General features: G+C 73.2%; 13 protein-coding genes. 2 read left to right on the top strand and 11 right to left on the bottom strand.

Annotated features, from left to right (window positions below):
• Positions 1 to 33: 33 nt before the first annotated feature.
• From ACQP1S_RS11835 to ACQP1S_RS11805, 7 genes are all read right to left on the bottom strand, one after another.
• Complete coding sequence (locus ACQP1S_RS11835) at positions 34 to 1,221, bottom strand: Rieske 2Fe-2S domain-containing protein (RefSeq protein WP_432906175.1); 1,188 nt, start codon at positions 1,219 to 1,221, stop codon at positions 34 to 36.
• A 10-nt stretch (positions 1,222 to 1,231) separates the two neighbouring features.
• Positions 1,232 to 2,683, bottom strand: a complete 1,452-nt coding sequence (locus ACQP1S_RS11830; RefSeq protein WP_432906173.1) for a cytochrome P450 — start codon at positions 2,681 to 2,683, stop codon at positions 1,232 to 1,234.
• 3 nt (positions 2,684 to 2,686) lie between these two features.
• Positions 2,687 to 3,604 carry a 3-oxoacyl-[acyl-carrier-protein] synthase III C-terminal domain-containing protein gene (locus tag ACQP1S_RS11825; RefSeq protein ID WP_432906171.1) on the bottom strand — a complete coding sequence of 306 codons (918 nt, stop codon included), beginning with the start codon at positions 3,602 to 3,604 and terminating at the stop codon, positions 2,687 to 2,689.
• Positions 3,605 to 3,723: 119 nt separating this feature from the next.
• Entirely contained in the window at positions 3,724 to 9,657 is a 5,934-nt protein-coding gene (locus tag ACQP1S_RS11820; protein ID WP_432906170.1) for an SDR family oxidoreductase, read from the bottom strand.
• Entirely contained in the window at positions 9,654 to 11,237 is a 1,584-nt protein-coding gene (locus ACQP1S_RS11815; protein ID WP_432906168.1) for an acyltransferase domain-containing protein, read from the bottom strand. The genes ACQP1S_RS11820 and ACQP1S_RS11815 overlap by 4 nt, the downstream gene beginning before the upstream one ends.
• 148 nt (positions 11,238 to 11,385) lie before the next feature.
• A complete protein-coding gene (locus ACQP1S_RS11810) occupies positions 11,386 to 11,622 on the bottom strand; it encodes a DUF5988 family protein (RefSeq protein ID WP_432906167.1) in 237 nt (78 codons plus the stop codon).
• Positions 11,623 to 11,703: 81 nt separating this feature from the next.
• Positions 11,704 to 14,568 carry an ATP-binding protein gene (locus tag ACQP1S_RS11805; protein ID WP_432906164.1) on the bottom strand — a complete coding sequence of 955 codons (2,865 nt, stop codon included), beginning with the start codon at positions 14,566 to 14,568 and terminating at the stop codon, positions 11,704 to 11,706.
• A gap of 687 nt (positions 14,569 to 15,255) precedes the next feature.
• On the opposite strand from ACQP1S_RS11805, the gene ACQP1S_RS11800 reads away from it, so the two are divergent.
• Both ACQP1S_RS11800 and ACQP1S_RS11795 read left to right on the top strand, forming a co-directional pair.
• The gene (locus ACQP1S_RS11800; protein WP_432906161.1) at positions 15,256 to 16,092 is read left to right on the top strand and encodes a polysaccharide deacetylase family protein; all 837 of its coding nucleotides are present in this window, start codon (positions 15,256 to 15,258) and stop codon (positions 16,090 to 16,092) included.
• Positions 16,093 to 16,198: 106 nt separating this feature from the next.
• Positions 16,199 to 17,041 (top strand): glycoside hydrolase family 16 protein, encoded by an 843-nt coding sequence (locus ACQP1S_RS11795; RefSeq protein WP_432906158.1) that lies wholly within the window; start codon positions 16,199 to 16,201, stop codon positions 17,039 to 17,041.
• Between the two features lie 26 nt (positions 17,042 to 17,067).
• Here ACQP1S_RS11795 and ACQP1S_RS11790 read toward each other — a convergent pair whose 3' ends face one another.
• From ACQP1S_RS11790 to ACQP1S_RS11775, 4 genes are read right to left on the bottom strand one after another with little or no spacing between them, the layout of a single operon-like run.
• Positions 17,068 to 19,299 (bottom strand): hypothetical protein, encoded by a 2,232-nt coding sequence (locus ACQP1S_RS11790; RefSeq protein WP_432906155.1) that lies wholly within the window; start codon positions 19,297 to 19,299, stop codon positions 17,068 to 17,070.
• Positions 19,292 to 20,680 carry a lipopolysaccharide biosynthesis protein gene (locus ACQP1S_RS11785; RefSeq protein ID WP_432906152.1) on the bottom strand — a complete coding sequence of 463 codons (1,389 nt, stop codon included), beginning with the start codon at positions 20,678 to 20,680 and terminating at the stop codon, positions 19,292 to 19,294. Before ACQP1S_RS11785 ends, ACQP1S_RS11790 begins: the two co-directional genes overlap by 8 nt.
• Positions 20,677 to 22,956, bottom strand: coding sequence for a glycosyltransferase (locus tag ACQP1S_RS11780; protein ID WP_432906150.1), 2,280 nt, complete (start codon positions 22,954 to 22,956; stop codon positions 20,677 to 20,679). The genes ACQP1S_RS11785 and ACQP1S_RS11780 overlap by 4 nt, the downstream gene beginning before the upstream one ends.
• Complete coding sequence (locus ACQP1S_RS11775; RefSeq protein WP_432906147.1) at positions 22,953 to 23,834, bottom strand: glycosyltransferase family 2 protein; 882 nt, start codon at positions 23,832 to 23,834, stop codon at positions 22,953 to 22,955. The genes ACQP1S_RS11780 and ACQP1S_RS11775 overlap by 4 nt, the downstream gene beginning before the upstream one ends.
• Between the last annotated feature and the right edge of the window lie 365 nt (positions 23,835 to 24,199).

The following is a 24,199-nucleotide window of genomic DNA, read 5'->3' as shown; positions in this document are numbered from 1 at the left end:
ACCGACACGGTTCGCAGGCCACGGCGGCCACGGTCACACCTCGGAACGGCCGGCCTTCCGTTCGTCGACGGACGATCCGTTGGCGACCGGCCAACCGTTGACAACCGACGATCCGTTGACAGCCGGCGAACCGTTGGTGATGGACGTCCCGGTGGCGGCGGCGGTGGGGTCGCCGGACGGGGTGGGGTCGGTGTAGAACTGCCGCGCCCACTGCCGGTACCGACCGATCGGGCCGTCTCCCCGGGCGAGCTTCGGCTGTTCGACGTGCTCCTGGTGGTGCCACATCAGCAGGTCCGCGCCGGTGTCGACCGAGGCCACCCGTTGGGCGATCGCGCCGAGCAACCGGGCGACGGGCAACGCCGTCGCCCGGGCGGCCCGCTCGGGCAGGAACGGCAGGCCGGCCAGCTCCAACTTGGTGCCGAATCGCAGTTGGATCCGGCCCGGAGTGGTCGGGGTCGCGTGCAGCATGACGTAGAGGTCACCCGCGCCGTTGGGCAACCGGGTGCGGGCCGCGATGGTGGCCAGTCCGATCACGGTGAGGGTGTAGGACTGGCGGCTCTGGCGCATGACGGTGCCCCGGGCGGTCGCGGTGACCGTGCTGATCGGCTCCCCCATCACCGGTGCCCCCTCGATGACCAGGTCCCGCAGCCCGTGCAGGGCCGGGAGGTGCCCCCAGTCGAAGGCGTTCTCGATGACGTCCTGCGGGTGACCGGCGATGTCGAAGGTGTTGTGGCTGAAGGGTTGCCGCTCGTCCATGCCGAAGATCGGCACCTGCCACTGCGGTGCGAGGCCGAGCGCGTGCCGCCACACGTAGATCGACCCGTTGGCCTCGCAGACCGGGAACTGGGTCAGGGTCGCCTTGGGCGGCGGCAGGTCGTACCCGGTCCGTACGCAGGCCCCGGAGGGGTCGAAGGCGAACCGGTGGAAGGGACAGACGATCTCCTCACCCTCAAGTGTTCCACCGACGCCCAGATGCGCCCCGAGGTGGGGACAGCGTGGGCGGACCGCCCGCAGCAACCCGCGGGGAGTCCGGTAGACGACCACCTCGCCACCCAGGAACGGGCGGGTGGTGATGACCCCGGGCCGGACCTCGTCGGAGAAGGCCACGCAGAACCAGCCGTTCGGGTCGGGACGCGTGGGCGGGTGGAGCCGGTCGGCCGGTGCGGCGGTGTGCCGGCGGATCTCACGGTTACGGAGCAGCTGTTTGACCAGCGACCTCATGGTTGTTCTCCTAGTGGGCGACCGGGCAGGCGTCAGGGCCCGGTCCGGGGGTCGACGGCACGGGTAGGGGCTGCGACGTGGCGACCGGCGGTGCGTCGGTCCCGGAGGTCTCCGTCCGACGCCGCAGCCGCAGGCGCAGCCCGCGGGAGCTGAGGCTGGTTTCCACCTTGGGTCGGAAGGGTTCCTCGCCGACCGGGGACAACTCCCAGCGGGCCGCCACCGCGGTCAGGGCCAGGATCGCCTCGGTGAGCGCGAACTGGTCCCCGATGCACTTGCGCGCGCCGGCGCCGAACGGGACGTAGCCCGTCCGGTCGGGTGAGGTGCCGCACCAGCGGTCCGGGTCGAAGCGGTCCGGGTCGGCGTACAGGTCGGGTCGCCGGTGGATCAGGTACGGGCTGAGCACGAGGGTGTCGCCGCGTCGTAGCCGTACCCCGTCGAGTTCGGCCTCCTGGGCGACGGTGCGGGTCATCATCCAGGCCGGCGGGTAGAGCCGGAGGGTTTCGGTGACCACCCGGGTCGCCAGGTCGAGTCGGGGCAGGTGTTCGGGGCCGGGAAGCGCGCCTGCCAGGACGGTGTCGGTTTCGGCCTGCAGTGCATGTTGGATTTCCGGATGGGTGGCCATCAGGTGCAGTGCCCAGGCCAGGGTGATGGCGGTGGTTTCCATGCCGCCGAGGAAGAAGGTGAGGGCCTGGTCGGCCAGTTCGGCGTCGCTGAGCCGCTGCTCGTGGTCACGGCTTTCCACATCGACGGCCGCGACCAGTGCGGAGAGCAGGTCGGCGTGGTCGGTGGGGTCGGCCCGGCGGTCGGCGACGATCTCGGTGATGGTGGCGAAGAGCCGGGCCCGGGCCTGGTCGTAGCGTCGCTTGGCGGGGGTGGGTAGCCGGCGCAGCAGGGCCGGGGTCATCATCCGGCGGAAGAAGGCGCTCACCACGGTGTTGGTGTCGGCCAGGGCCCGGCGGAGGGTGTCCGCAGGGAGGGACCCGCTGAACATCGTCTCCATGGTGGCCTGGGTGGTCAGCGTCATCATCTCCCGGGTGACGTCGAGCACCTGACCGTCGTGCCAGGAGCCGGCGGTGGCGTGGGAGGCCCGGCCGAACACCGCCGCGTACCCGTGTAGGCGCTGTGGGTGGAACGACGGTTGGCACAGTCGTCGCTGTCGCCGGTGCAGCGGGTACGGGCAGGTGGACAGCCCGTCGCCGATGACCTCCCGGATCCGGTCGTAGATCGGGCCGCCCTTGTCGAAGGTCCGGTCGTTGACGAAGATGTGCCGGGTCAGGGTCGGGTCGCAGATCAGCACTGCGGAGGTCGGGCCCAACCGGACCCGCACCATCCTGGGGTAGCCGGCCAGGGAGCGGATGAAGGCCAGCGGATCCCGCAACAGGGGCAACGCGTGTCCGAGCAGCGGCAGTGCACCCGGTGCCAGGGGAATCGACGCGGTGGTCGTCGTGGTCGTCTCGGTCATGGGTTACCTCGTTCTCCGGTCTGCCGTCGTCGCACCGGGCGGTGGGCGGGTGATCTCGAGCAGGGCGGTGGTCCAGCGGAAGCCGAGGCCGAAGCTCACGACGAGGACGTGGTCCCCGACCCGCAGTGCGCCGGTACGGAACATCCGGTCCAGGGCGAGCAGCACGTCGCAGGGGCCGGCGTGGCCGAGGTGGCGGCCGAAGGTCCAACTGCTGTCGGTGGCGCGGCGGTGCAGCGGGGGTCCGGAGAGCACCAGGTCGAGCACGGCCGACCCGATCGCGATGGCCACCACGTGCGAGACGTCCGCCGCTGCCAGGCCGGTCTCGCCGAGGACGGTGTCGACACAGTGCCGGGTGCGGCGTTGAAGTGCCCCGATGTGCGGCAGGAGTCCGGTCTGTTCGGCGAGGAACCGTCGGCCGCCGCCGGCGGCGGCGCCCTGCTCACCGGCGCGGGTCAGCACCTCCAGCTCCGGTTCGGTGGCCTGGGCGGTGGCCAGCAGCCGGGCGAAGCCGGTGCCCCGGGTGAGCACCGCGGCCGCGCCGGCGTCACCGGCGACGTAGCCGATGTCGCGGACGTGGCCCCACCGCTGGTGGGGGAAGCGGGCTCCGGCGGTGACCAGGGCCGCCGGGGCGGTGGGTTGGGCGGTGAGGTGTTCGGCTGCGGTGACCAGGGCGGCCGCGCCGCCGTCACTGGCCGCCCCGACCTCGATCCCGGTGGTACGGGTGGCGCCGAGGACCCGCAGCAGGTACGGCGCGGGCGTGTAGTGGTCCTCGTCCTGGAAGGTGGCGTGGGCCAACAGGCTCACGTCGGCGCTGGGGACCTCGGCGTGGCGCAGTGCCAGCAGGGCGGCCCGGGCCGCCATCTGGGTGGCGGTCTCCCCGGTCGAGACTGCGGCCGAGGTGAACCCGTTGGCCGCGGCCATGGATGATGCGCCGGCCCGGGTTGCGTCCCACGGGTCCTGTTCGGGTCGGATCGGGGGTATCCAGGAACCGGTTCCGGCGATCGTGATGTCGTGCCACAACACCGCTGTCTCCTCGGCTGTCAGGGAAGGGCCGGTTGGGGGGTGTCGGCGTGCGGCCGGATCAACCTCCCGCTGTGGTCGGTGGCGTGGGCGCTGACCCCGGTGATGCGGGCCAGGACGTGGCCGTGAGGGGTCGAGGCGGTCAGTGCGCCGTCGGCGAAGCGGCAGTGCAGCCGGATCGTCGGGTGCGCGGCGCTGAGCTGGCAGTCGTTGCCCGGTCCGCCGAGGTCCACCGCCTCGATGCCGGCCATCGGGCCGACCAGGGGTGGCCGGTCGCCGGGTGGCGGCAGGAGCAGCAGGTGCACCATCGCGTCCAGCAGGATCGCCGGCACGGTCATCCCGGCCAGGGCCGGGTTCCACGCCTCGTGGTCCAGGCGGAACGTGGCGCTCGTGCCGTCCGGTCCCCGGGCGTACCCGCCGGTTCCGGCGAACGGGCCGCTGAGGGTGATCGGCAGGTCGGCGGAGTAGACCGGCATGGTGAAGTCCGGTTCGGGGCGGTGTGTCATCTGGTCGGTCGGCGCGGGCAGTGCGGGGTGCCGGTCGGCCAGCACGACTGTCGTCTCGCAGAGCAGGTCGTTGAAGCGCAGGACCTTGCCGTTGCGGCCGACCCGGTTGGTGGTGATCCGGACCGCCACCACGGCCCGGTCCGGGGACCGGTCGGTGAGTTGGGCCTCCACGGTGATGGTGCGGGGTGGTCCGGCGGACCTGACCGTCACCGACGTCCGGCAGACCAGGTCACGGAATCCGGTGACGACGAGGTCGGGGCAGAGGTGTCCGGCTGCGCCGGCGGCGGCCTCGAGGGCGAAGGTGCCGGGGAGGACGTACTCCCCGTTGACCCGGTGGTGGCGCATCCACCGGCCGTCCTGCTCCGCGAGGGTGTGTGGCTCCCAGGTCTTGGTGAACACCGCCCAGCGGCGGCCGCGCAACAGCACGCCGTCGAGCAGCGGCGTGGCCAGGGACGGGTCCGGTGGGGTGGGTGGTGGTGCGTCGGGTACGGGCAGTGGCAGCCGGCCGCTGGTGGTGTCGGTGCTGATCCCCCGCTGCCCCAGCAGTACGCGTTCCTCCGCCCGGATGTAGAAGACCGCCGCCCCGCTGCCGGGCCGGGTCACCGCGTCGAGGAACTGGGCGGCGCCCTGCCTGCTGCTGATGTAGGCGTCCATCCGGTTGCGGCGCAGGGTTTCCTGCATCGCGGCGCTGCTGGCGACGCCGACCTCCCGCCAGCCGCTCCAGAGGATGGCGAGTTCGCGGTGTCCCTCGGGTGCGTGCCGGTCGGCCCAGGTGCTCGCGTACGCCAGGTATTCGTTGACGGCGCAGTAGTCGACGTCTCCGGGGGCGGGGGCGAGGGTGGCCAGGGTGCTGAAGTTGCACCAGGTCCGGGGCGGCCGGCCGGCCAGGGCGCGTTCGAGGTTGCGGTAGCCGGTGGCTTTGGTGGCCCGTACCGCCCGGAAGTCGACCAGGGTCTTCGCGTGCAGTGCCCGGGAGCGTAGGTCGAGGACGGTGTTGATGAGCAGGTCGATGCGCCCGTGCCGGTCCATGACCTCGTCGAGGACCGCCCTGGTGCGGTCCGCGTCCAGCACGTCGCACACCCGGTGGTGGACCCGGTCCGGCCCGCACAGTTCGGCGAGCCGGTGCACGGTCCGGCGTACCTCCAGGCGGGCCTGGGCACGTTCGTAGGCGGTCTTGAGTTCCCGCACCGACGCGTCGGGGTGTTCCCGGCGTCCGGCGGCGATGAACTCGGCCTGGGGTGGCAGTTCGTCGTCGGTCTCGGGTAGCGGGGTACGGCCGACGAGGTACAGGTGGGGTCGGTCGGTGGTGCGGGCCACGGCGTCGAGGAGTTCGGGGGTGATGCCCCGGGCGCCGCCGAAGGCGACCACGATCGCGTCCGGTGGCAGGGTGGGCTCCCCCGCCGGGTGCGGTCCGGTCTCGTCGTCGGCGACGGCCAGCTCGGACCAGGTCTGCCCGCGGCAGGCCAGGGTGTGCGTCGGCACCCGGGCGGTCGCCGCCCGGGCCAACTGCGCCAGCGCGGTCGGGGCGTCCGACGCGTCGGTGACCAGGGCGTTCCCGCTGCACTGCGGCACCTCGGCCCGCACCGAGCGGACGAGACCGGTGAACAGACCGGCGAGCGGATGCGTCGTTCCCTGCGGTAGCGCGGCGAGCAGCAGCGCGGCGAGCGACCCGCCGGCCCGCAGCGCGGGCAGCGCGGCCTGGATGGTGGTGAACGCCAGGTCCTGGAGGTCCTCCAACCGGGCGGCCTCGGTGTCGTCGGCACCGCCGTCGGGGGTTTCCAGCCGGGTGAGGATCCGGATGTGGCGTGGAACGAACGGCAGGTCGGCCAGCGCGTCGGCGGCGGCGTCGGGCGGTACGTGGGTGGCGGCGTCGACCCCTGGCTGCGGTGCCCAGACGGCGATGTCCGGTCCGGTGACCGCAGCGGCGAGGTCCGCGGCGTCGGTGAGCACGATGCTCCCGGCCGGGATCGCCGGCCCGTCCGGATCCGGTGGGGTCAGCGGACGCAGCTGGAGGGTCTGCCGGCGGCCGATCGGCTGTTCGGCCGGTTCCGGGACGACCCCGCCCGGGTCGGGGCCGGGACCGGTCGGCCTGGTGAACCGGATCGACGGTGATCCGGGGGCGGCCGGTGACACGACGGTGTCGGTGCCGGTGACGACGGCCCGGAGCACCGCCAGCAGGGCGTCCAGGGCCAGGTAGGTGCGGTCGGTGCCGGCCGGTGCCGGCAGGGTGTGTGCCGGGTCGTCGGCGGTGCCCTCGGGTGCGGTGCCGAGGGTGCCCAGGATGGGCAGGCCGTACTCCCGGGCGGTGGAGCGGCGGGCGACGGCGACGACGGCGGCACCCTCGGCGACCGACCGACCCGCCGGTACGAGGGTGTCCAGGTGCCGGTCCCATCCGCTGATCGGTCGTAGGCTCACCGCGCCGACGAGGGCCAGGTCGCAGGCCCGGTGGCGGAGTTGGCGCAGGGCCAGATCGAGGGCGCTGTGGGTGGAGTCGCGGTGGGCGTAGACGCTGGTGCCGAAGCCCCGCAAGTCGTAGTAGTTGGCGGCCCGGCCGGACAGGATGCAGGAGACGGCACCGGTGAAGTCGTCCTCGTTGAGCTCGTCGGGTATGACGTCGCCGGCGTCGGCGAGCGCTTTGGCGAGGTACTCCCGCAGTGTCTGGGCCTGCCCGGGGTCGGGTAGCAGGTCGAACGTCGAGGCGCACTCCTGCGCGTGCACCCGTAGGGCGGCGCGGGCGTTGTGCGTGGTCGGCAGGCTCGCCCCCACCAGGATCGCGGTGGTGGGTCGCAGCGCGGTTCCCGGCTCGCCGAGGTCGGCCAGGAGCGGCCCGAGGGCTTGGAGCATCATCAGGTGGGCGGGGTCCATGTGCCGCATCGTCCGGGGCGGGATCCGCACGTCGAGGGGGGACGGCAGCGGGTACGGGCTGCCGAAGCTCAGCTGCGGGGCCGGGCCGTCGCCGACGAGCCAGCCGGGCACCCGGTCACGGTCCAGGCCGGGCAGGTGGGTGCTCCAGCCCACCACGACCAGGTCCTCGGTGTCCGGGGTGCGGTCGGGCACCGACGGTCGGGGCGCGGGTCGGGTCGACGGCACCCGGTCGGCGAGCACCACGTGGGCGTCGGCTCCCCCGAGGCCGAACGAGGACACCCCGACCATCCGGGGGCGGGCCTCGTCGACCGGCCAGGGCGCATCGGTGACCGGCACCGTCAGTCGGGTGCCGTCGCCCAGCAGCGGGTGGGGATCGGTGACCACGGTGTGGCCGGGAATCGTGCGGTGGGCGAGGGCGACCAGTGCGTGCGCCACCGACACCAGCCCGGCCAGGACACCGGTGTGGCCGAAGACCTGTTTGTTCGACGTCAGCAGGCACGGCCGGTCCCGCTCGCCCAGTCGTGACAGCAGGGAACGTAGTTCCACCTCGTCACCGACGGGGGTGCCGGTGCCGTGGGCCACCACCCAGTCCACGTCGGAGGCGTCGACGCCGGCGTCGGCCCAGGCCCGGCCGATCGCCAGTTCCTGTCCCCGGGTGGCCGGGGCGTGGATGCCCTTGCCGCGGCCGTCGGCGGCCAGTCCGGTGCCGAGGACGACGCCGTGGATGTGGTCCCCGTCGGCCACCGCGCGGGCGTACGGTTTCAGCGCGAGCATGACGGCGCCCTCACCGATCAGTGTCCCGTCGGCCGCCTGGTCGAAGGGGCGGATCCGGCCGCTGACGGTGATTCCCTGGGCCCGGCAGAACAGCGTGAAGCCGATCGGTTCGATCACCGACGTGCCGCCGACCAGTGCCACGTCGCAGCTTCCCTCGCGGAGGGCCTTGACGGCGGCGTCGAGACAGAACAGGCCGGTGGCGCAGGCCGCGTCGAGGGTCAGGTGTTGGGCGTCGCCCGGGATCAGCCCGCGTAGCGCGTTGCGGGAGACCGAGGCGGGCAGGTAGGCCAGCGGGTTGCCGCCGTCGCCACCGTAGTGGGCGCTGATGGCGTGGTCGGCGAGTTCGGCCAGCCAGTCGTCGCCGCCGCTGCTCTGGATGGCGTCGCGGATCAGGCGTTGGTACTCGTCGCCGAGGACGACGCCCTGGGTGCCGAGCCCGGTCTGGTCGTGGATGCCGGTGGTCGCCGCCAGCCACCGGTCGCCGGGCCGGCGGTGTACTCCGGCCAGGGCCTGGACGGTGCAGTGCCGCAGCCACCGGGTGGTGCGTGGCCAGCCGGGGTGTCCCAGGAACCCGTCGGGTTCGGTGAGCGAGGCGGGGTCGGGGACGAACCCCTGCACGTAGCCGGCTTCCCGGATGTAGAAGCTGTCGGTCTCCGCCGCGCTGGCCGACCAGAAGTGCCGCAGGTCGAACGCGGACGGCTCGCTGGCCAGCAGGACGCCCTCCCGGAGCCGGTCGTAGAGTTCGGCGGGGTTGTTGGTGCCGGGCAGGACCACCCCGAGGCCGACCACCGCGATGGCATCCGGGTCGTGCTCGGCGGGGCCGGTCTCCGGTCGGCGCGGCTGCGGGTCGCGCACCGGGCGTGGTGTCGCGGCGGCGGGGGCCGGTCCGGGTACGGCGACGACCTCGGGTACGGCGACGACCTCGGTGGTCGAGGGGTGCGCCTCGGGTGCCCTGGCTGCTGCGGTGGGGCGGACCGGTGGGGTTCGGGTGGGCACACCGACCTGCGCGGCGAGTTTGCTGTGCAGTCGCAGACTCTGCATTCCGCCGATGCCGATGCCGCCGTCGGCGACGAGGGTCTGCCCGGTGATGAATCCGGTGTCCGGGTGCAGGAGGTGGACGAGCAGCCGGGCCGCTTCGGGGGTGGAGATGGTGCGGCGCATCAGGTCGCTGGTGCGCGGCGAGTCTCCGAGCGCGGCGGCCGGGTCGTCGAGGTTGACGACGATCTCGCTGGCCACGGAGCCCAGCAGCACGGTGTTGACCCGGATGTCCTGGTCGGCCAGCTCCAGCGCCAGGTACCGGACCAGGGACTCCAGGGCGGCCTTGGTGACGCCGCCGGGGCCGTACCCGGGGACCGGCTGGTGGGCGCCGACGCTGGACAGACAGAGGATGCCTGCCCCCGGGCGGCCCACCATCAGCTCGGCCGCCCGGCGGGAGCAGTGGTACGCCCCCATGACGTTGGTGGACCAGGCCCGCTGCCAGTACGTGTCGTCGACGTCGAACAGGGGCAGGAACGCACCGCCGGCCGCGTTGTTGACGAGGAAGTCGAGGCCGCCGTGCCGCTGCCGGACCAGGTCGAACATCCGGTCGATCTCGGTGCGTTTGGCCACCGAGGCCCGGATGAACTCCGCGCTGAGGCCGGCCTCCGCCAGCTCGGTGCGCAGCAGTTCGGCCTGCTCGACGGAGTGGAAGTAGTTGACGACGACGTGTGCGCCGCAGGTGGCCAGTCGACGGACGATGTCCGCGCCGAGGCTCTTGGCCGCGCCGGTCACCAACGCGATCCGACCGTGCAGGCGTGGCGTGTCGGTCATCGGGCGGTCGCCTCCCCCCGGGCCTGGACGACGGCTTGCGCGATCCGCCCCAGGGTGCCGACGGTCAGCAGGGAGGTGTTGGCCCGCAGGTCCGGCAGGCCGTACCGGTCGGCGACCCGGCCGAGGAGGGCGACCTGCTTGAGTGACTCCACGCCCAGGTCGGATTCCAGGCCGTCGTCGTCGCCGAGCAGCTCCGGCGGATAGCCCAGGTAGTCGCCGTACAGGGCCCGGATCTCGGTCAGCACCACCGCGTACTGCCCGTCGGCGTCCGATGCGGACGACACGTGGTCCACGGTGGCCGGGGAGGCCGGTGTCACCGGTGCCTGCGGGGTCGGCGGCGCCAGGACGGACGGGACAGGCGGCGTCGGGGCGATGGGGGCCGGCGGGGCGGGCGGGACCGCCGGGGCGCTTGGGGCAGCCGGGACCGCCGCCGCCGGGACGGTGGAGGCCGCCGGGACCGCCGCTGCCGGGACGGTGGGGGCCGCCGGGACCGCCGGGGCGGGTGTGGTCGCCACGGGTGGCGGCAGCACGAGGGTGGGAGCCGGTCGAGCCGGGACAGGTGGCGCAGCCGCGACGGGTGGCGGGGTCGCCGGGACAGGTGGCGACGCCGGCGTCCGTACCTGCGGTGACACCGTTTCGGTGCGGCCGGCGACCAGCGCCCGGACCGCTGCGACCGGGTCGTGTTCGCTCAGCGGTACGACCGACTGGATGCCCGGGACCGACGCCTCGACGAACCGGGTGACGACCGGCCACTCCCCGCATTCGATGAACGTGTCCGCGCCGGCGGCGTGCAGGGCACGCACCGTGTGCAGCATCCGGACCTGGGCGGTGAGCGCGCCGGCCACCAGCTCGACCGGGTCCTCGTCGCCGATGTCCCGGCCCAGCCACGGTGAGGACACCCGCCACCGTCCGCCGCCGTAGGACACCCGGGGGGCGGTGGCCAGCAGGTCCCGGGCGGCCTGCGCGACCGCTGGGGTGTGGGTGGGGTGCGGAACGTCGAGGCGGACACTCGGCCAGCCGAGCGCCTCGGCCACCCGCTCCGCCTCGTCGATCTGCTGTCGTGGACCGCTGAGGACACTCTGCCGGGGTGTGTTCTCGCAGGCCAGCACCAGGTGCGGGTGGCCGATCAGCCCGGCGAGTGACTCCGCGCGGCGGCCGTCCACCCCGACGGCGAGCATCGTGCCCGGCCACGCCTGCCGGGTCAGTGCCCGGGACCGGGCCACCGCCAGGCGCGCGGCGTCGCCCACCGACACGTGCCCGGCGGCGGCCAGGGCCCAGAGTTCCCCGATGCTCTGTCCCACGATCGCCACCGGTTCGACGCCCTCGGCGACGAGCAGGTGGTACGTGGAGAGGCTGACCGCGAAGATCTCCAGGTACTGCACCTCGGGGCTGCGGGAGCGCTCGCCGACCACGTCCTCGATCAGGCGGGTGCTGATGTCGGGCAACCCCAACTCCCGGGCCGCCTTGTCGATGCGGGTCAGCGCCTCACGTACCGTCTCGTAGCGGCTGTGCAGGTCACGCAGGATGCCCGTACGGGGAGCAGCCACTGTGCCGGGCATGACGAAGACAGAATCCACCATGTGCGTCACCCTCGTTTCCGTCCCGGTGAACGGGCTCTGGCGCGCCGTGCCGGCGCAGGGACAATCGACGACGTGCGGCCTGCGGGTCCGGACGGACCCTGCGGTCACCCCGGCCCGGACCGCCCGGCCGGGGCAGGTTCCCGGCCGGCTATTCCGCGATCCGCGACCGGTACGCCCAGCGGAAGACGAGCGGCTCGTCGTCGCCGTCGTCGGGGCGTTCGAAGTGCTCGTAGCCACCGTGGTGCGGGACCTTCACCTTCGGTGCGTCCGGCGAGATCCGTTGACTGCGAAGCTCGGGCGGAAGGCTCGCCGGGCCGCCTTCGAGTGCGATCAAAACGGTGGTGCGGGGGGTTGTGGTGTCGTCCGGCTGGGGGGACACGGTCATGCGGATAGCCTCCCCGGGTAGGACGAACGAGACATGCGTCAGCTGACCCACAAAACCGACCCGGGGTCGCCGAGTCATCCGTCATCGGGAACCCGCGTTGCGGAGCACCTCCCGGGCGATCTGGTTACGGCTGCGCAGCCCGAGCTTGTGCAGGGCGCGGGAGATGTGCGTCTGGACCGTCCGGCGGGTCAGGAGCATCGCGGCGGCGATCTCGGGCGTCGAACGGCCCTCGGCGACGAGGACGGCGACGCGCCGTTCTGTGGCGGTGAGCGCCGCCCAGCCCGACACCGGCCGGGCTACGCGGGGACCGCTGACCCCTCGGCGTACGCCCCTGCCCCGCAGCCGCGCCTCGGTGCGACGGACGTCCCAGGTCGCGCCCATCCGGGTGTACAGGCCGACCGCCTCGGTGGCGGCCGCCCGGCACTCGACGGTCGCGCCGTGGCCGGCCAGCACCACCGCGAGGTCCTCAAGGGTCGCTGCCAACTCGGTCCTGGGGCCGGCCGACCGGTAGTGCTGCACGGCCGTGCGCAGCGGCTCGGGGTCCTCGGTGGCGAGGCCCACGCAGCGCTGCCGCATGGTCGCGGCCCGCCCCGGTGTTTCCTCGGCTTCGGCCCAGACGCGCGTCAGTTCGAGGGCGGCCGTCACGGTCGACGAGTCCGTGCCGGCCGACGCCATCCGGATGAGGTCGGCGAACCACGGGTGGTGGGGCCCTGCGCCGGAGTCGGGGCGGTGCTGCAGCATCGTGGCGAGCAGGGCGGCGCCCCGTTCCGGTTCGCCCTGCTGTTCGGCGTGCACGGCCCGGGCGGCGAGGAGGAAACCCTCGCTGTCCTCGTCGGTGCTGCGGTCGGCAGGCATGTCCGGATCGGAGCGCAGGTGCGCCTCGGCGAGCGCGCGGTCGTCGCGCCGGACGGCGATCAGCGCGGTGACGCCCCGCCGCAGCAGCGCGGGTCCACCCCGGTGCAGACCCGGATAGAACGGGCCGCAGGGGTCGTCCGCGACCGGGCTCAGTGCCGTCAACGCCTCATCCCAGCGGCCGAGCCAGTAGTACAGCATCGCCTCGGTGACGCCGATGGACCCGGCGGCGACGTCGTGTGCCCGGCGACGGATCTCCCGGGACAGCCGCAGCACCCTGTCGGCTTCCCTCCACCGGGCCATGTTCTGCAGGCTCACGACGCGGCAGTGCAGGGCGAACATCTCCAGTTCCGGGTGGTCGGGGTGACCGACGAGGGCGGTGAGCGCCTGTTCGGCGTACCGGAGCGCGGCCGGGTGGTCACGCCGGTCCGAGCGGGTCAGGGACAGCACGACGCTGGCGCCCGCGATCGCGCAGTCGTCGCCCGAGCGGCGGCCGGCGTCGAGGGCCTCGCCGGCCAGGATCTCCGCTTCGTTCGACCCGCCGGTGCCGGCCCGGCTGATCAGGGCCAGGGTGCCCAGGAGGCGTCCGCGCCACGGTTCGGGTATCGCCTGCCGGGTGAGCACCTGCCGCAGGATCAGTTCGGCCTCGTCGGTCTTCCCGCTGTTGTTGAGCGCACGGATCAGCAGCCAGTGCAGCTCGCCGTACGCGTCCAGCCCGGTCGACGACGCGAGGGCCTCGCGGGCCCGGTCGGCAGCCTCCTCCCACCGGCCCAGCAGTTGTAGTGAGCGGGCCAGCGCGACGCTCAGCGAAGCCTGGTGCGGGTCCTGTGCCGGAAGCTGTCCGAGCTGTGCGCGCAGCAGCCGGACCGTGAGTCCCGGGTCGGCGTCCGCCAACGCGTGGGTGGACCTCTGGAGCCAGTCGGGCACCCACCGGTTCTCGACGCCGCCCGCCGCCACCAGTTGGTGTGCCACGGTGAGCGGTTCGGCGGCGGCGGCGGCCAACTCCCGGGCCAGGTCGAGATGCAGCGCCCGGCGCAACGGCAGCGCGACGGCGTCGTACAGGGCTTGGCGGATCAGCGGATGGCAGAAGGTCATGCGCTCACCGGAGCCGGCGAGGATCCGGGCCGTGACGGCCCGCTGCACCACGTCGGCGAGGACCCGCACCGGCCGCCCCAGCACGACACTCAGGTCGGTGACGGTGAACTCGGTGCCGAGCAGTGCGGCGGTCCGCAACACGTCCCCGGCGTCCGGCACCAGCCCGAGCCGGCTGGTCAACGCGGCGGTGAGGGCCGGAGGTATCCGGTCGTCGTCGTCACGCAGGTCCGCGTGTCCCGCCACGACCTGGACCAGGTCCTCCCGCACCAGGACGTCGGCCAACTCACGCAGGTAGAGCGGGTTACCCACCGCAGCGCCCGACCACCGGCTCAGGGTCGGGCCGGGCGGCGCGCCGAGCAGCCCGGTCAGCAGCTGCGACACCTCCGCTTCGTCCAGCGGCACGAGGCTCAGCAGGTGTTCGTGGCCCCGGCCGGCGTTGGCCGGGGTACGGGCCGGACGGGACGGGTCCTGACTGTGTGCGGCGACCAGGAGTAGGGGCAGATGCTCGACGCTCGCGGCCAGGCGCCGCCAGACCACGGTCGACGCCTCGTCCATCCAGTGCGCGTCGTCGACGATCAGGACGGTGGGGCCCGCCGCGCACAGGTCGCCGACGAGCGAGACCAGCATCTCGGCCACGGCAGCCAGGGCCGACCCGGTGGCGGGGAAGGCCGGCGGTTGGCCGACCAGGGTCTGGGTGATCTCCGCCCGGGACGGATCATCCGGCCGTTGGCGGACGCCGAGACAGGTGAGCAGGACGCTCAGTGGTAACTGGTGGGAAAGTTGGTCGGCGACGGCGTGGAACACCTGGTAGCCGCGGCCGGCCGCGGCCCGGGCGGTGATGGTGAGCAGCGAAGTCTTGCCGATGCCCGGCTCACCGGCCAACCGGAGCACCGAGCCGGTTCCCCGCGCCAGCCGGGTCAACGCGGTCTGCGCGAGGCTCAGCTCACGCTCTCGCCCGACCCATACCTCGGACCCGGACTCCGGGCCTATTCTCAGCATTCCCATCGAAGATGAATCGCCGCCGGAAACATATCCGACGACGCAGATCCCTTTTCCGGCCGAACCGAATCCCAGCACACCGCGCCGGCCGGAAATCAACATCTATGACGGCCGCTGGACCGGCCCACAATACTCCGGCAGGCGGCCTTGATCGACCTCCGCCAGATCACCGAAATCCCTGAGACTATTCGCTCGGACACCCTACGATGATCCATCCTGATAGGAAGTTGTCGAAAAATCAAGGGAAGCTCGTCGAGTGCGCAGAGAGTCACTTTCCAGTCGAGCCGCCAGGGCAGTTATCGGATCGCAAAACACGTGTCGGTCAGGTTAATTTATGATGGAGCGGCCACCACCGAATGCGAGGAAGGGCCGTTAACTTGGCGCTCCCGGCGGGGGTCCGGTCATAAATCAGACTCACTCGCGCGAGGATTCGCCAGTCCTTGGGGTGTCCGATGGTGCGCTCGGCACGGATGCGCGGTGAGGAGTGCCAATCGCGTGCCGCGATGACACTCGGCGGCAGGAAAGCAGCACGTCTGGTCAGCGAGCACGACGTCGCCGCCGCCCCACAGGGCAACGCCCGGCCTGCACCGGCAGACGGCGCACGCGGACGCTACCTGCTCAGCGTGGTTGCCTCGACCCTGGGATGAATCGGGACAACTGGGATGGAAACCAGGTTAGGGTAATTTGGTGAGATACCGAGGTCCCGGCCGTCGACCGGTCGGTGCGCGCCTGCCGGTGCTGATGTACCACTCCGTCTCCGAGCTGCCGACCGGCCCGCTCCGCACCCTGGCGGTGCCGCCCCGGAGGCTGGCCGAACAGCTCGGCACGCTGGTGGGGGCGGGATACCGGCTGGTCGGGCTCACCGAGGCCCTCGACCTGCTCGACGCGGCCGACGAGGTGCCACCGGTGGTGGCGTTGACCTTCGACGACGGCTACGCGAACTTCCTGACCGAGGCGGTGCCGCTGCTGGCCGAGGCGGACGCCTCGGCGACCCTGTATCCCGCCGTGGGGCATCTGGGCAACGGTCCGGCAGCCTGGCTGGGTCGCTGGGCAACCGCCTTCGGGCCGTTGCTCACCTGGCCGCAACTGCGCGAGGTGGCCGCCGCCGGGCGGGTCGAGATCGGTAACCACGGCCTCCGCCACCACCCGCTCGACGTGCTGCCGGCCCGGTCGCTCACCGACGAGATCGCGGCCAGCCGCGACCGGCTCGAACAGGAGCTGGGCACCGGGACCCGCTCCTTCTGCTACCCGCACGGCTATCACGACCGGCAGGTCCGCACCCTGGTGCGGCGGGCCGGATACCAGAACGCCTGCGAGGTCGGCCGGCGCAGCTACCGACCGTCGACCGACGACCGCCTGGCCGTCCCCCGCCTACAGCCCACTCCCGACCACTCGGGAGCGGATCTCCTGGCCCTGGTCCGGGGCGGCGGGCCACGACTCGTGCCGCAGGCCAAACGACTGGCCCAGCCGGCCTGGCGGATCACCCGCCGGGTCGCCCGTCGGTACGGGCGGCAACTGACCTGAGCAGCGGTACCGACGAGAACCGGAGACCACACTGCCCCCGCACCGGCCGGCCGGCACCGGATGGCGGACCCCGCGACGGGGTCGGGCCGGTGCCGTCCTGCTCGTCGTGGCGCTGGTCGTGACGGGCGCCTGGCTGGCGTGGGGTCCACCACTTGCCCACCTCGACAGCGGCATCGAACGGCACGAGCCGCACCGGGCCCCGGCTCCCGGGCCGACCGGGCCGACGAGAAGTCCGCCGCCCCCGCCCGCCACCGTCACTCCCTCCGGAGCACGCCTGCCCCAGGGTGATCTGCCCGGCTGGCGGCAGATCTTCACCGACGACTTCAGCGGCCCGGTCCTCGACGACCGGTGGTTCGCCTACCAGGGCCAACCCGACGGGGACCCGGGCGGGTACTTCGATCCCGCCCACGTCTCGGTCACCGGTGGCGCGCTGGTCATCGGCGGCTGGCCCGAGCCCGGCCGTGGTGGCCGGTACGTCACCGGTGGCGTCTCCAACCGGCAGGTGGTCAGCCGGACCTACGGCCGGTTCGACATCCGGTTCCGCATGGACAGGGGTACCGGGATCGCCTACGCGTTGTTGCTCTGGCCGGCCTCGAACGACTACCCGCCGGAGATCGACATCGCCGAGGACAACGGCCGGGACCGAAGCCGGATGTACGGCGTGCTGCACCCGGTCCAGGGCCGGCCGGTCGAGCAGAACGTGCCGGGCGACTTCACCCGGTGGCACACCGCCGGCCTGGAGTGGACGCCGGACCGATTGGTCTTCACCCTCGACGGGCAGCCCTGGGCCACCCTCTCCGGCGATCAGGTGCCGGACGAACCGATGGCGCTCGCCCTCCAGAGCCAGGCGTGGTACTGCGGGCACACCTGGGAGGCGTGCCCGGACCAGACGACCCCACCCCGGGTCGACCTCCAGGTCGACTGGGTGGCTATCTACGAGCTGACCTGACCTGAGCCGAGCCGGCCCGCCGGACGTCATCCGGTGAGCTGGTAGACGTTCACCCCGGGCCCGTGTTGGAACAGCACCCATCGGCTGCTGGCCCGCAGCGCCGCCTCCAGCCGGTCGAGCGCCCCGTCGGGCAGGTATCCGAAGTAGGCTGCCTGCCGGCGCATCCCGTCGCTGATCACCAGGTAGGTCGCCGTCCCGCCGAAGCCGCGCAGATAGCTCTCGATCGCCGGCAGCTGCGCGGGACCGAGCGCGACGCCGCGTAGCTGCGCCCCCTTGACCAGGTCGGGCTCGCCGACCGGAACGCTCCGGTTGAAGTCGGGATAGTCGGCGGTGAGCCGGCTGGGGAAGTTCGACGTGGCAAGTCCGATGGTCGCCCCGGGTGCGGCCTGGGCGTAGAGCTGCCTCGCCGCCGCGACCTCGGCGGCGTCCTGCCGATCCACCACGAGTTGGCCGTGCCGCCCCTGCACCGTGCCGAACACCGCCACGGTGAGCGCCAGCCCCAGCAGCACCGGCCGAAGCCAGGACGGGGATCGCCGGCCGGCGGTGCCGGTGCCCCGGCCCGCCGGGGCCGGGTCGTCGCCGGGAGCCTCGGCCTCGACCGCACCGGTCGGGCGTGGCGCGAAGAAGGCCATCGCGATCAGCAGGACGCACCAGGGGGCGGAGAAGAGGAAGACCCGGTAGATCGCCTCGCCGCCGTAGCTCTGCCCGGCCAGGAGCAGGAACGGCGTACCGGCGAGGACCGCCGGCACGAGGACCGTCGAGTGCCGGTGCCGGGACCACAACACCGCCAGGGCGGCCAATCCCCAGACGCTCAGCGCGAGGGACCGGACCACGACGGCGGAGACGGCCTGTCCGGTCGATCCCCAACCGTCGGCGTTGCCGGCCGCGTTGGCGAAGATGTTGATCCCCTCGAAGAGGCCGAACGAGCCGGCGACGAGGTGGTAGCGGGGCAGCAGGTAGCCCAACAGGATGACGCCCATCGCCACGACGGTCCACCACGGCCGGATCTGGCGTAGCAGGGTGAGGGCTCCGACCTGGGCCAGGACGAGATACGGCGAGAGCTGGTGGGTGGCGGTGAGCACCGCGAAGATCACCAGTAGGGCGGCGAGGGACAGCGCCCGCCCCCGGCGGGTGCTCCGGTCGACGTCCTCGGCGGGGTCGGGCCGCCGCAGCCGGTGCAGCAGCACCAGGAGGACACCGAGGCTGAGCAGGAAGGCCAGCGCCTGCGGTGCCAGGTAGTCCTCCTCCACCCAGTTGACGGCGACGAAGCCGAAGGCGGTCAGTGCGGCGACCCGCCGGTCCGGGGAGAGGGTCCGGGCGATCGCGGCGAGCAGCAGCACACCGGCCAGGTTGAAGAAGACCGCCGACCAGTCGGCCAGTACGACGGCCGGCTGCCCCGAGAGGTCGGCGAGCTGCGCGACGCTGGCGAAGAGGGTGGGCCACTGCTGGTAGATGTCGGTCGGCGCGCCGACCGAGCCGGTGGCCTGGATCAGCTCGACCACCCCGAGGTGCTTGTACGTCCAGGCGTACTGGGGCTCGTCGAGCAGGAGCGGCACCGTGCCGTGCACCAGCAGCACCAGCAGCACCAGGTACACCGGCTGCACACCGGGTGCCCGACCGGCCCGGGTGAGACCGAGGACGAAGCCACCCGTGCAGAGCGCCACCGCGGCGAAGAAGGCAGGATGGATGCTGGCCAGCAGCCCGTACCCGGTCACCCCGTCGAGATCGGAGCGGGCCAGCGCGACCAGCCAGAGCAGCGTCGCCGCGGCCAGGATCACCACGTGGCCGACGAGCCGACCGCGCCCGGTCACCGGCACCCGGTATGGGCCCGGCCCGGCCCGCCAGCCCGACCGACGTAGTGCCAGCACGCAGGAGAGCGCGACCAGCACCGCTGCGGCCAGCACGACCGCGCGCGGCTGCCACCAGCCGAGCCAGACCTGGACGGTCGCCGTCGCCGCATAGCCGGTGACGCTGACCAGCAGCGCCGCCGCCCAGCCGAGCACCGGCTGCCGGACCCGGAGCTGCGCCAGCACCGCCAGGCCGGGGCCGAAGCCGGCGAAGGCGACCGCGACCGGGGCGGCCAGCGGCCCACCGGTGGCCAGGGTGAGCAGGGTGGCCAGGGCGATGCCGAGCCCGGTCCAGGCCATCAACCGCCGGTTCGTGGCCCCGGCCGAGGTCTCCCCGGTCGAGGTCTCGCCGGTCGACGCGGCGGCGCGGTGCGGGCGGTCGGCGGCCGGGCGGTCGACGGGATCAGGCACCCGTCATCCCCGCTTCGAGGCGACCGCCCGCCGTGCCGCTGGCCGGATCGACGGCGGTGGCCCGGTAACGGCGCACCAGGCCGGGCACCAGTACGGCGGCGGTGACCGCCTGGCCGACCAGGAGCGCGAGCGCCGGAGCGGCGATGCCGAAGCGGGGCAGCCCGAGCACGGTGCCACCGAGGCAGATCACCGCACCGAACGCCTGGACCAGAACCATCCGCCACATCCGCTTCTCCATCATCGCGAAGGCCGCATAGAGCAGCACCACACCGGTGAACGGCAGGGACAGGCCGACCAGGCGCAGCGCGTCCGCGCCATGGGCGGCGTAGTCCGACCCGAGCAGCCCGAGCAGTGGCGTGGCCGCAGCGACCAGCGTCAGCATCGCCAGGCCGGCCACCAGGGCGACCAGGAGCACGGCCCGGTCGATGTGCGCCCGCATCCGGCCTCCGTCGTCGCTGCTGGCCTGCACCACGAAGGAGGTGACCACGTTCCAGAGCACCGTCGTACCGGCGACGCCGATTACCCAGGGCAGGTGGAAGTAGGCGCTCGGCACCGGACCGAGCAGGCTGACCACCAGCACCGGTGGCAGGAAGGCCAGGGTGTTGTTGATGGTGCCGTTGACGTACTCGGCGGAGGCGAAGTTGAACACCTCCCGGGAGGTCGGGCGGGGGGTCGACGCGGTCCGCCGCTGGGCGGGGGCCAGCCGGGTCAGGATCCACCAGTTGACCGCCAACATCGTCACCAGCATCGGCACCGTCCAGGCCAGCAGCAGCCCGTAGCCGGCGGCGGTGCCGGCCAGCAACGGCAGCAGCGCCAGCTTGCCGGCCGAGGCCAGCACGTTCTTCACCGGCACCAGGCCCGGCCGGCGCAGCGCGGCGAGCACGCCGTCCTGGATGAAGAAGATCGCCGAGGCGACCACGGCGGCGACGAAGGCCAGCACCTCGACCGGCTGCGAGCCGAGCACCCCGGAGAGCAGCCCGAGGCCGAGGAAGCCGGCGGTGAGCAGCACCGCCATCGCGGCGGAGGCCGCATACCCGGCGAGGATCAGCCGCCGGGACCGGGTGCCGGCGGTGGGCAGGAACCGGGCGAAGAGGCTGGTCAGGTTGAGCTGGGCCAGGCCGGCCAGCAGCGCCATCGAGGAGATCGCCGCCGCGGCCCAGCCGACCCGCTCCGGCGGGAACCAGCGGGCCGCCACCAGCCAGAACACGAAACCGAGCGCGGCGCTGGCGACCGTCGAGGACATCAGGGCGAACGCGGTCCGCAGCAGCAGCGACGGCTGCGCCGTACCGCCGGGGGGTGTGTCGGTCGAGGCCGGTCCCGCCGGGTCGGTCGGGGCGTGCCGCAGCGGGGTGGCGGACCCGACGGCGGGCCCGGCGGTCACGCCGCCACCTGCTGCGGCCGGCGGGCCCGGCGGCGCCCGCGCAGGTAGGCCGCCGGGCCACGGAGCATGCCGCGCCGGTTGGCGGCGAGCAGTTCGGGCGGGAACTCGGCACCGATCCCGGCGAGCCGGGGCCCTTCCGGCCGGTGCAGGTCGCGCAGCGCAGTCGGCGCGAGCCGCAGCAGCGGCAGCAGCCGGGCCGGATCGGTCAGCACCAGCCCGGTGTACGCGGCGGTCAGCCCGGTGCCGTAGCCGACGAGCTGCTTGCGCAGGCCGGCCAGGTCGCGGCGGTGGTAGTGCCGGACCACGGCGGCGGGGTGGTACACCACCGTGCCCCCGGCCAGCAGCACCCGGGTGAAGGCGAGGGTGTCCTCGGAACCCATCGCCGGGGTGCCCGCGCCGAGGGCGGTGTCGAACCCGCCGATCCGCTCGATCACGCCGGGCCGGAAGGTCATGTTCGCGCCGGTGCCGAAGGGCGGCAGCGGATAGAGCGGGCTCTGTCGCGCGGCGGTGGCCGGGGAGAACACGTCCGGGGTGTACCCGCGTCCCTTGCTGTGCCCGCCGAAGCTCTCGAACCACAGTTGCGGGTCGGTCTCCAGCTCGGCCGGCACGATCACGCCCGACACCACGTCGGCCTCGGGGTGGTCGGCGAGCGCCCGCGCCACCTCGCTCAGCCAGTGCGGATCGGCCACCTCGTCGTCGTCGATCCAGGCGAGGGTCTCCCCCGGTGCCGCCGCGACGGCCCGGTTGCGGGCGAACGACAGACCGGCCCGGGGCTCGACGATCCGCTCCACCGGCCCCCGGCTCGCCGCCGCGGCGGCCACCGCCCGGGTCGCGTCGGTGACGGGTGCGTTGTCCACGACCAGGACCCGGAAGTTCGGGTACGGCTGGGCCAGGAGGCTGTCCAGGCAGCGGGCCAACTCCTCGGGGCGTTCCCTGGTGCAGACCACCACGGTGATGGGCGGCGGGTCGCGCAGCACCTCGGCCCGGCGGCGTAGCTGCGCCGAGGCGGCAGCGGGCGGCAGTCCGGCCGGCAGGTCGCCAGGTGCCGGGGTGGGCCAGCCGGCCGGCAGCCGCCGCCGCAGCTCGGTGCGGAGGCTGGTGTCGATCGCGGTGGCGAGTGCGGCCGGGTCGAGTCCGGCTTCGGGCACCTCCAGCAGGACCGAGCCGATCGGCTCGGTGTGCAGGCGGACCAGCAGCCAGACCCGCTCGATCCGACGCCCGTCGGCGGCGACGGCGGGGATCCGGGGCAGCGGCTCGGTCAGCTCGACATCGCGGACCAGGGCCGGCAACCGGCCTCGGGTCGGGTTCGGCCGGGTCGGGGCCGGATCGACTTCGGCCGGCGGGGCGGCAGGGTGGCGGGTGAGCAGTTCCAGCACCGCACCGAGCGCGGCGGCGAGCAGACCGGCCAGCATCGCGCCGGCCCGCAGCGCCGGACGTGGGCCGGCGCCGCGCAACGGACCGGTGACGCCGTGCCACACCGCCCGGGGCAGGACCGAGCGCAGGTGAGCCTGCTCGGCGGTGAGCGCGCCACCGGTGCCCAGCAGCCGGGCCATCAGGATCTTGCCGCGCCCCTCGTTGACACAGCGGACCAGGAAGTAGCGGAAGGTGGCGCGGTCGGCCTGCACCGGGTGCGAGATGACGGCGTCCGGGACGTACACCCAGTGGCCGCCGCTGTGCCGGGCCAGCCGCAGGCACAGCTCGGTGTCCTCGGGCCGGGAGCGGTTGCCGACCTTGCCGAAGTCGGTGCGGAAGCCACCGGCGGCCAGGAACGGGTCGCGCCGTACGGCCATGCTCGCCGACCAGACGTTGCGGACCCGCGCGGTGCTGGTCGGCAGTCCTCGGTAGGAGGCACCGACCGCCCAGAGGAACTCGTCCGGCAGCCACCGGGGTTGCCGGGTCTCCCAGCGGGCGACGGTGCCGGCGCCGGCGCCCACCACGGTGGGGTCGGCCAGTGGCGCGATCAGGCGCGACAGCCAGTCGGGGGCGGGCCGGACGTCGTCGTCGAGGAAGACGAGCAGTGGACCGGCGGCCTGCGCGGCCCCGGTGTTGCGGGTGCCGGAGACCCCGGGCTGGAAGCGGTTCTCCAGCACGGTCACGCCGGTCAACTCCCGGCTGGCCCGCTCGAACAGGGCCGGGTTGTGGTCCACCACCACGATGATCTCGGCCGGGGCGGGCGACTGGGCACGCAGCACGGCGATCGCCTCGACGAGGTATCCGAAGCGTCGCTCGGCGTGGCTGGGAATGACGACACTGATCTGCGGCACAGGCGTGGTCATACTGCCTCCAGTCGGTACTCGGTGCGGGCGGCTCCGACGGCGGCCCAGGCCAGTTGGCTGAGCGGCAGGACCGGGACGGCCACCACGGCCCTGGCCCGGCGATCCGCCCGCAGGTGGCGTCGGCCGAACTCGCTGGCGATGGTCCGCAGCACCCGCAGGCCGTCCCGCACGGCGTCGAGGTTGCTCTCGCCGTGGATGCGCGGGTACTCGGTGCTGGGCACCTCCCTGATCCGGCGGCCGTCGGCGGCGATCCGGATGTTGATCAGGGTCTCGATCTCGAAGCCGTCACCCCAGAGCTTGCTGCCGTCGGCCGGCTGGGGCAGCGCCGGATCGGGCAGGTCCAGCACCGGCAGCAGCCGACGCCAGAAGGCGTTGTAGCCGTAGCAGAGGTCGGTGAAGCGGGTGCCGAAGAGCACGTTGACGATGCCGTTGAGGCCACCGTTGCCCAGCCGGCGCAGCGGGGTGATGTCGAAGCTGGCACCACCGGCGCGGAACCGCGATCCCTTGGCGAAGTCACCGTCGTCGAGCAGCGCCTCGACGAACCGGGGGATCTCCGCCGGGTCGGTCGAGCCGTCGGCGTCGATCATGGCGATGATGTCGCCGGTGGCGACCGCGAATCCGCAGGCCAGTGCGTTGCCCTTGCCGGTACGGGTCTGCTGCACGACCCGGACGCTGGGCCACAGCTCGCGGGCGACCTCTACGGTGCCGTCGACCGAACCACCGTCGACCAGGATCACCTCGTCGATGTCGCGGGGCAGCCGCGCGAAGACGTGCGGCAGGTTGCGGGCCTCGTTGCGGGTCGGGATGACCACGGTGAGCGAGGGGCGTCGGAGCGCACGGGGGGCGTCGGGCTGGCGCGCCAGGGTGTCCATGGGCATGCGGAGGCATCCCTTCTCGGGCAGATCGCTGTCGGGGGATTCGGCAGGCGCCACAACGTTGTCCGGCCGCCGTAGAAGGCTGATGAACCGCCACCGGATACCAACGACCTGGCGAGCCGGATATTTCCCGACATAGCCCGGGGGCGTCGCGGCCCTCGGGCAGCCCCCACACCCCGCCCGACCAGCGACCCGGTGTCCGGTTCGAGTCGGTCAGTCCGCCACGAAACGGGCTCCGGGGTATCGCCGGACAGGGCCGCCCACCAGGTGACGACAACCCCCGCTGCCGCCAGCTTCGGCTCGCCCGGCGGCCTACCGCGGAGCCGGGCCGACACCCACCCGGGTGGCAGCTGACCATAGTGATCTTG

This window comes from Micromonospora matsumotoense, assembly GCF_050951065.1.
Lineage (GTDB): Bacteria > Actinomycetota > Actinomycetes > Mycobacteriales > Micromonosporaceae > Micromonospora > Micromonospora matsumotoensis.
The sequence above is the reverse complement of the archived record's forward strand: the minus strand, read 5'-3'. Positions and strand labels throughout refer to the sequence as shown.

Bases quoted from the DNA above. Each gene is read 5' to 3' on its own strand.
- ACQP1S_RS11835 (WP_432906175.1), bottom strand. From the start codon at position 1,221: ATGAGGTCGCTGGTCAAACAGCTGCTCCGTAACCGTGAGATCCGCCGG.
- ACQP1S_RS11830 (WP_432906173.1), bottom strand. From the start codon at position 2,683: ATGACCGAGACGACCACGACGACCACCGCGTCGATTCCCCTGGCACCG.
- ACQP1S_RS11825 (WP_432906171.1), bottom strand. From the start codon at position 3,604: ATGGCCGCGGCCAACGGGTTCACCTCGGCCGCAGTCTCGACCGGGGAG.
- ACQP1S_RS11820 (WP_432906170.1), bottom strand. From the start codon at position 9,657: ATGACCGACACGCCACGCCTGCACGGTCGGATCGCGTTGGTGACCGGC.
- ACQP1S_RS11815 (WP_432906168.1), bottom strand. From the start codon at position 11,237: ATGGTGGATTCTGTCTTCGTCATGCCCGGCACAGTGGCTGCTCCCCGT.
- ACQP1S_RS11810 (WP_432906167.1), bottom strand. From the start codon at position 11,622: ATGACCGTGTCCCCCCAGCCGGACGACACCACAACCCCCCGCACCACC.
- ACQP1S_RS11805 (WP_432906164.1), bottom strand. From the start codon at position 14,568: ATGCTGAGAATAGGCCCGGAGTCCGGGTCCGAGGTATGGGTCGGGCGA.
- ACQP1S_RS11780 (WP_432906150.1), bottom strand. From the start codon at position 22,956: ATGACCACGCCTGTGCCGCAGATCAGTGTCGTCATTCCCAGCCACGCC.
- ACQP1S_RS11775 (WP_432906147.1), bottom strand. From the start codon at position 23,834: ATGCCCATGGACACCCTGGCGCGCCAGCCCGACGCCCCCCGTGCGCTC.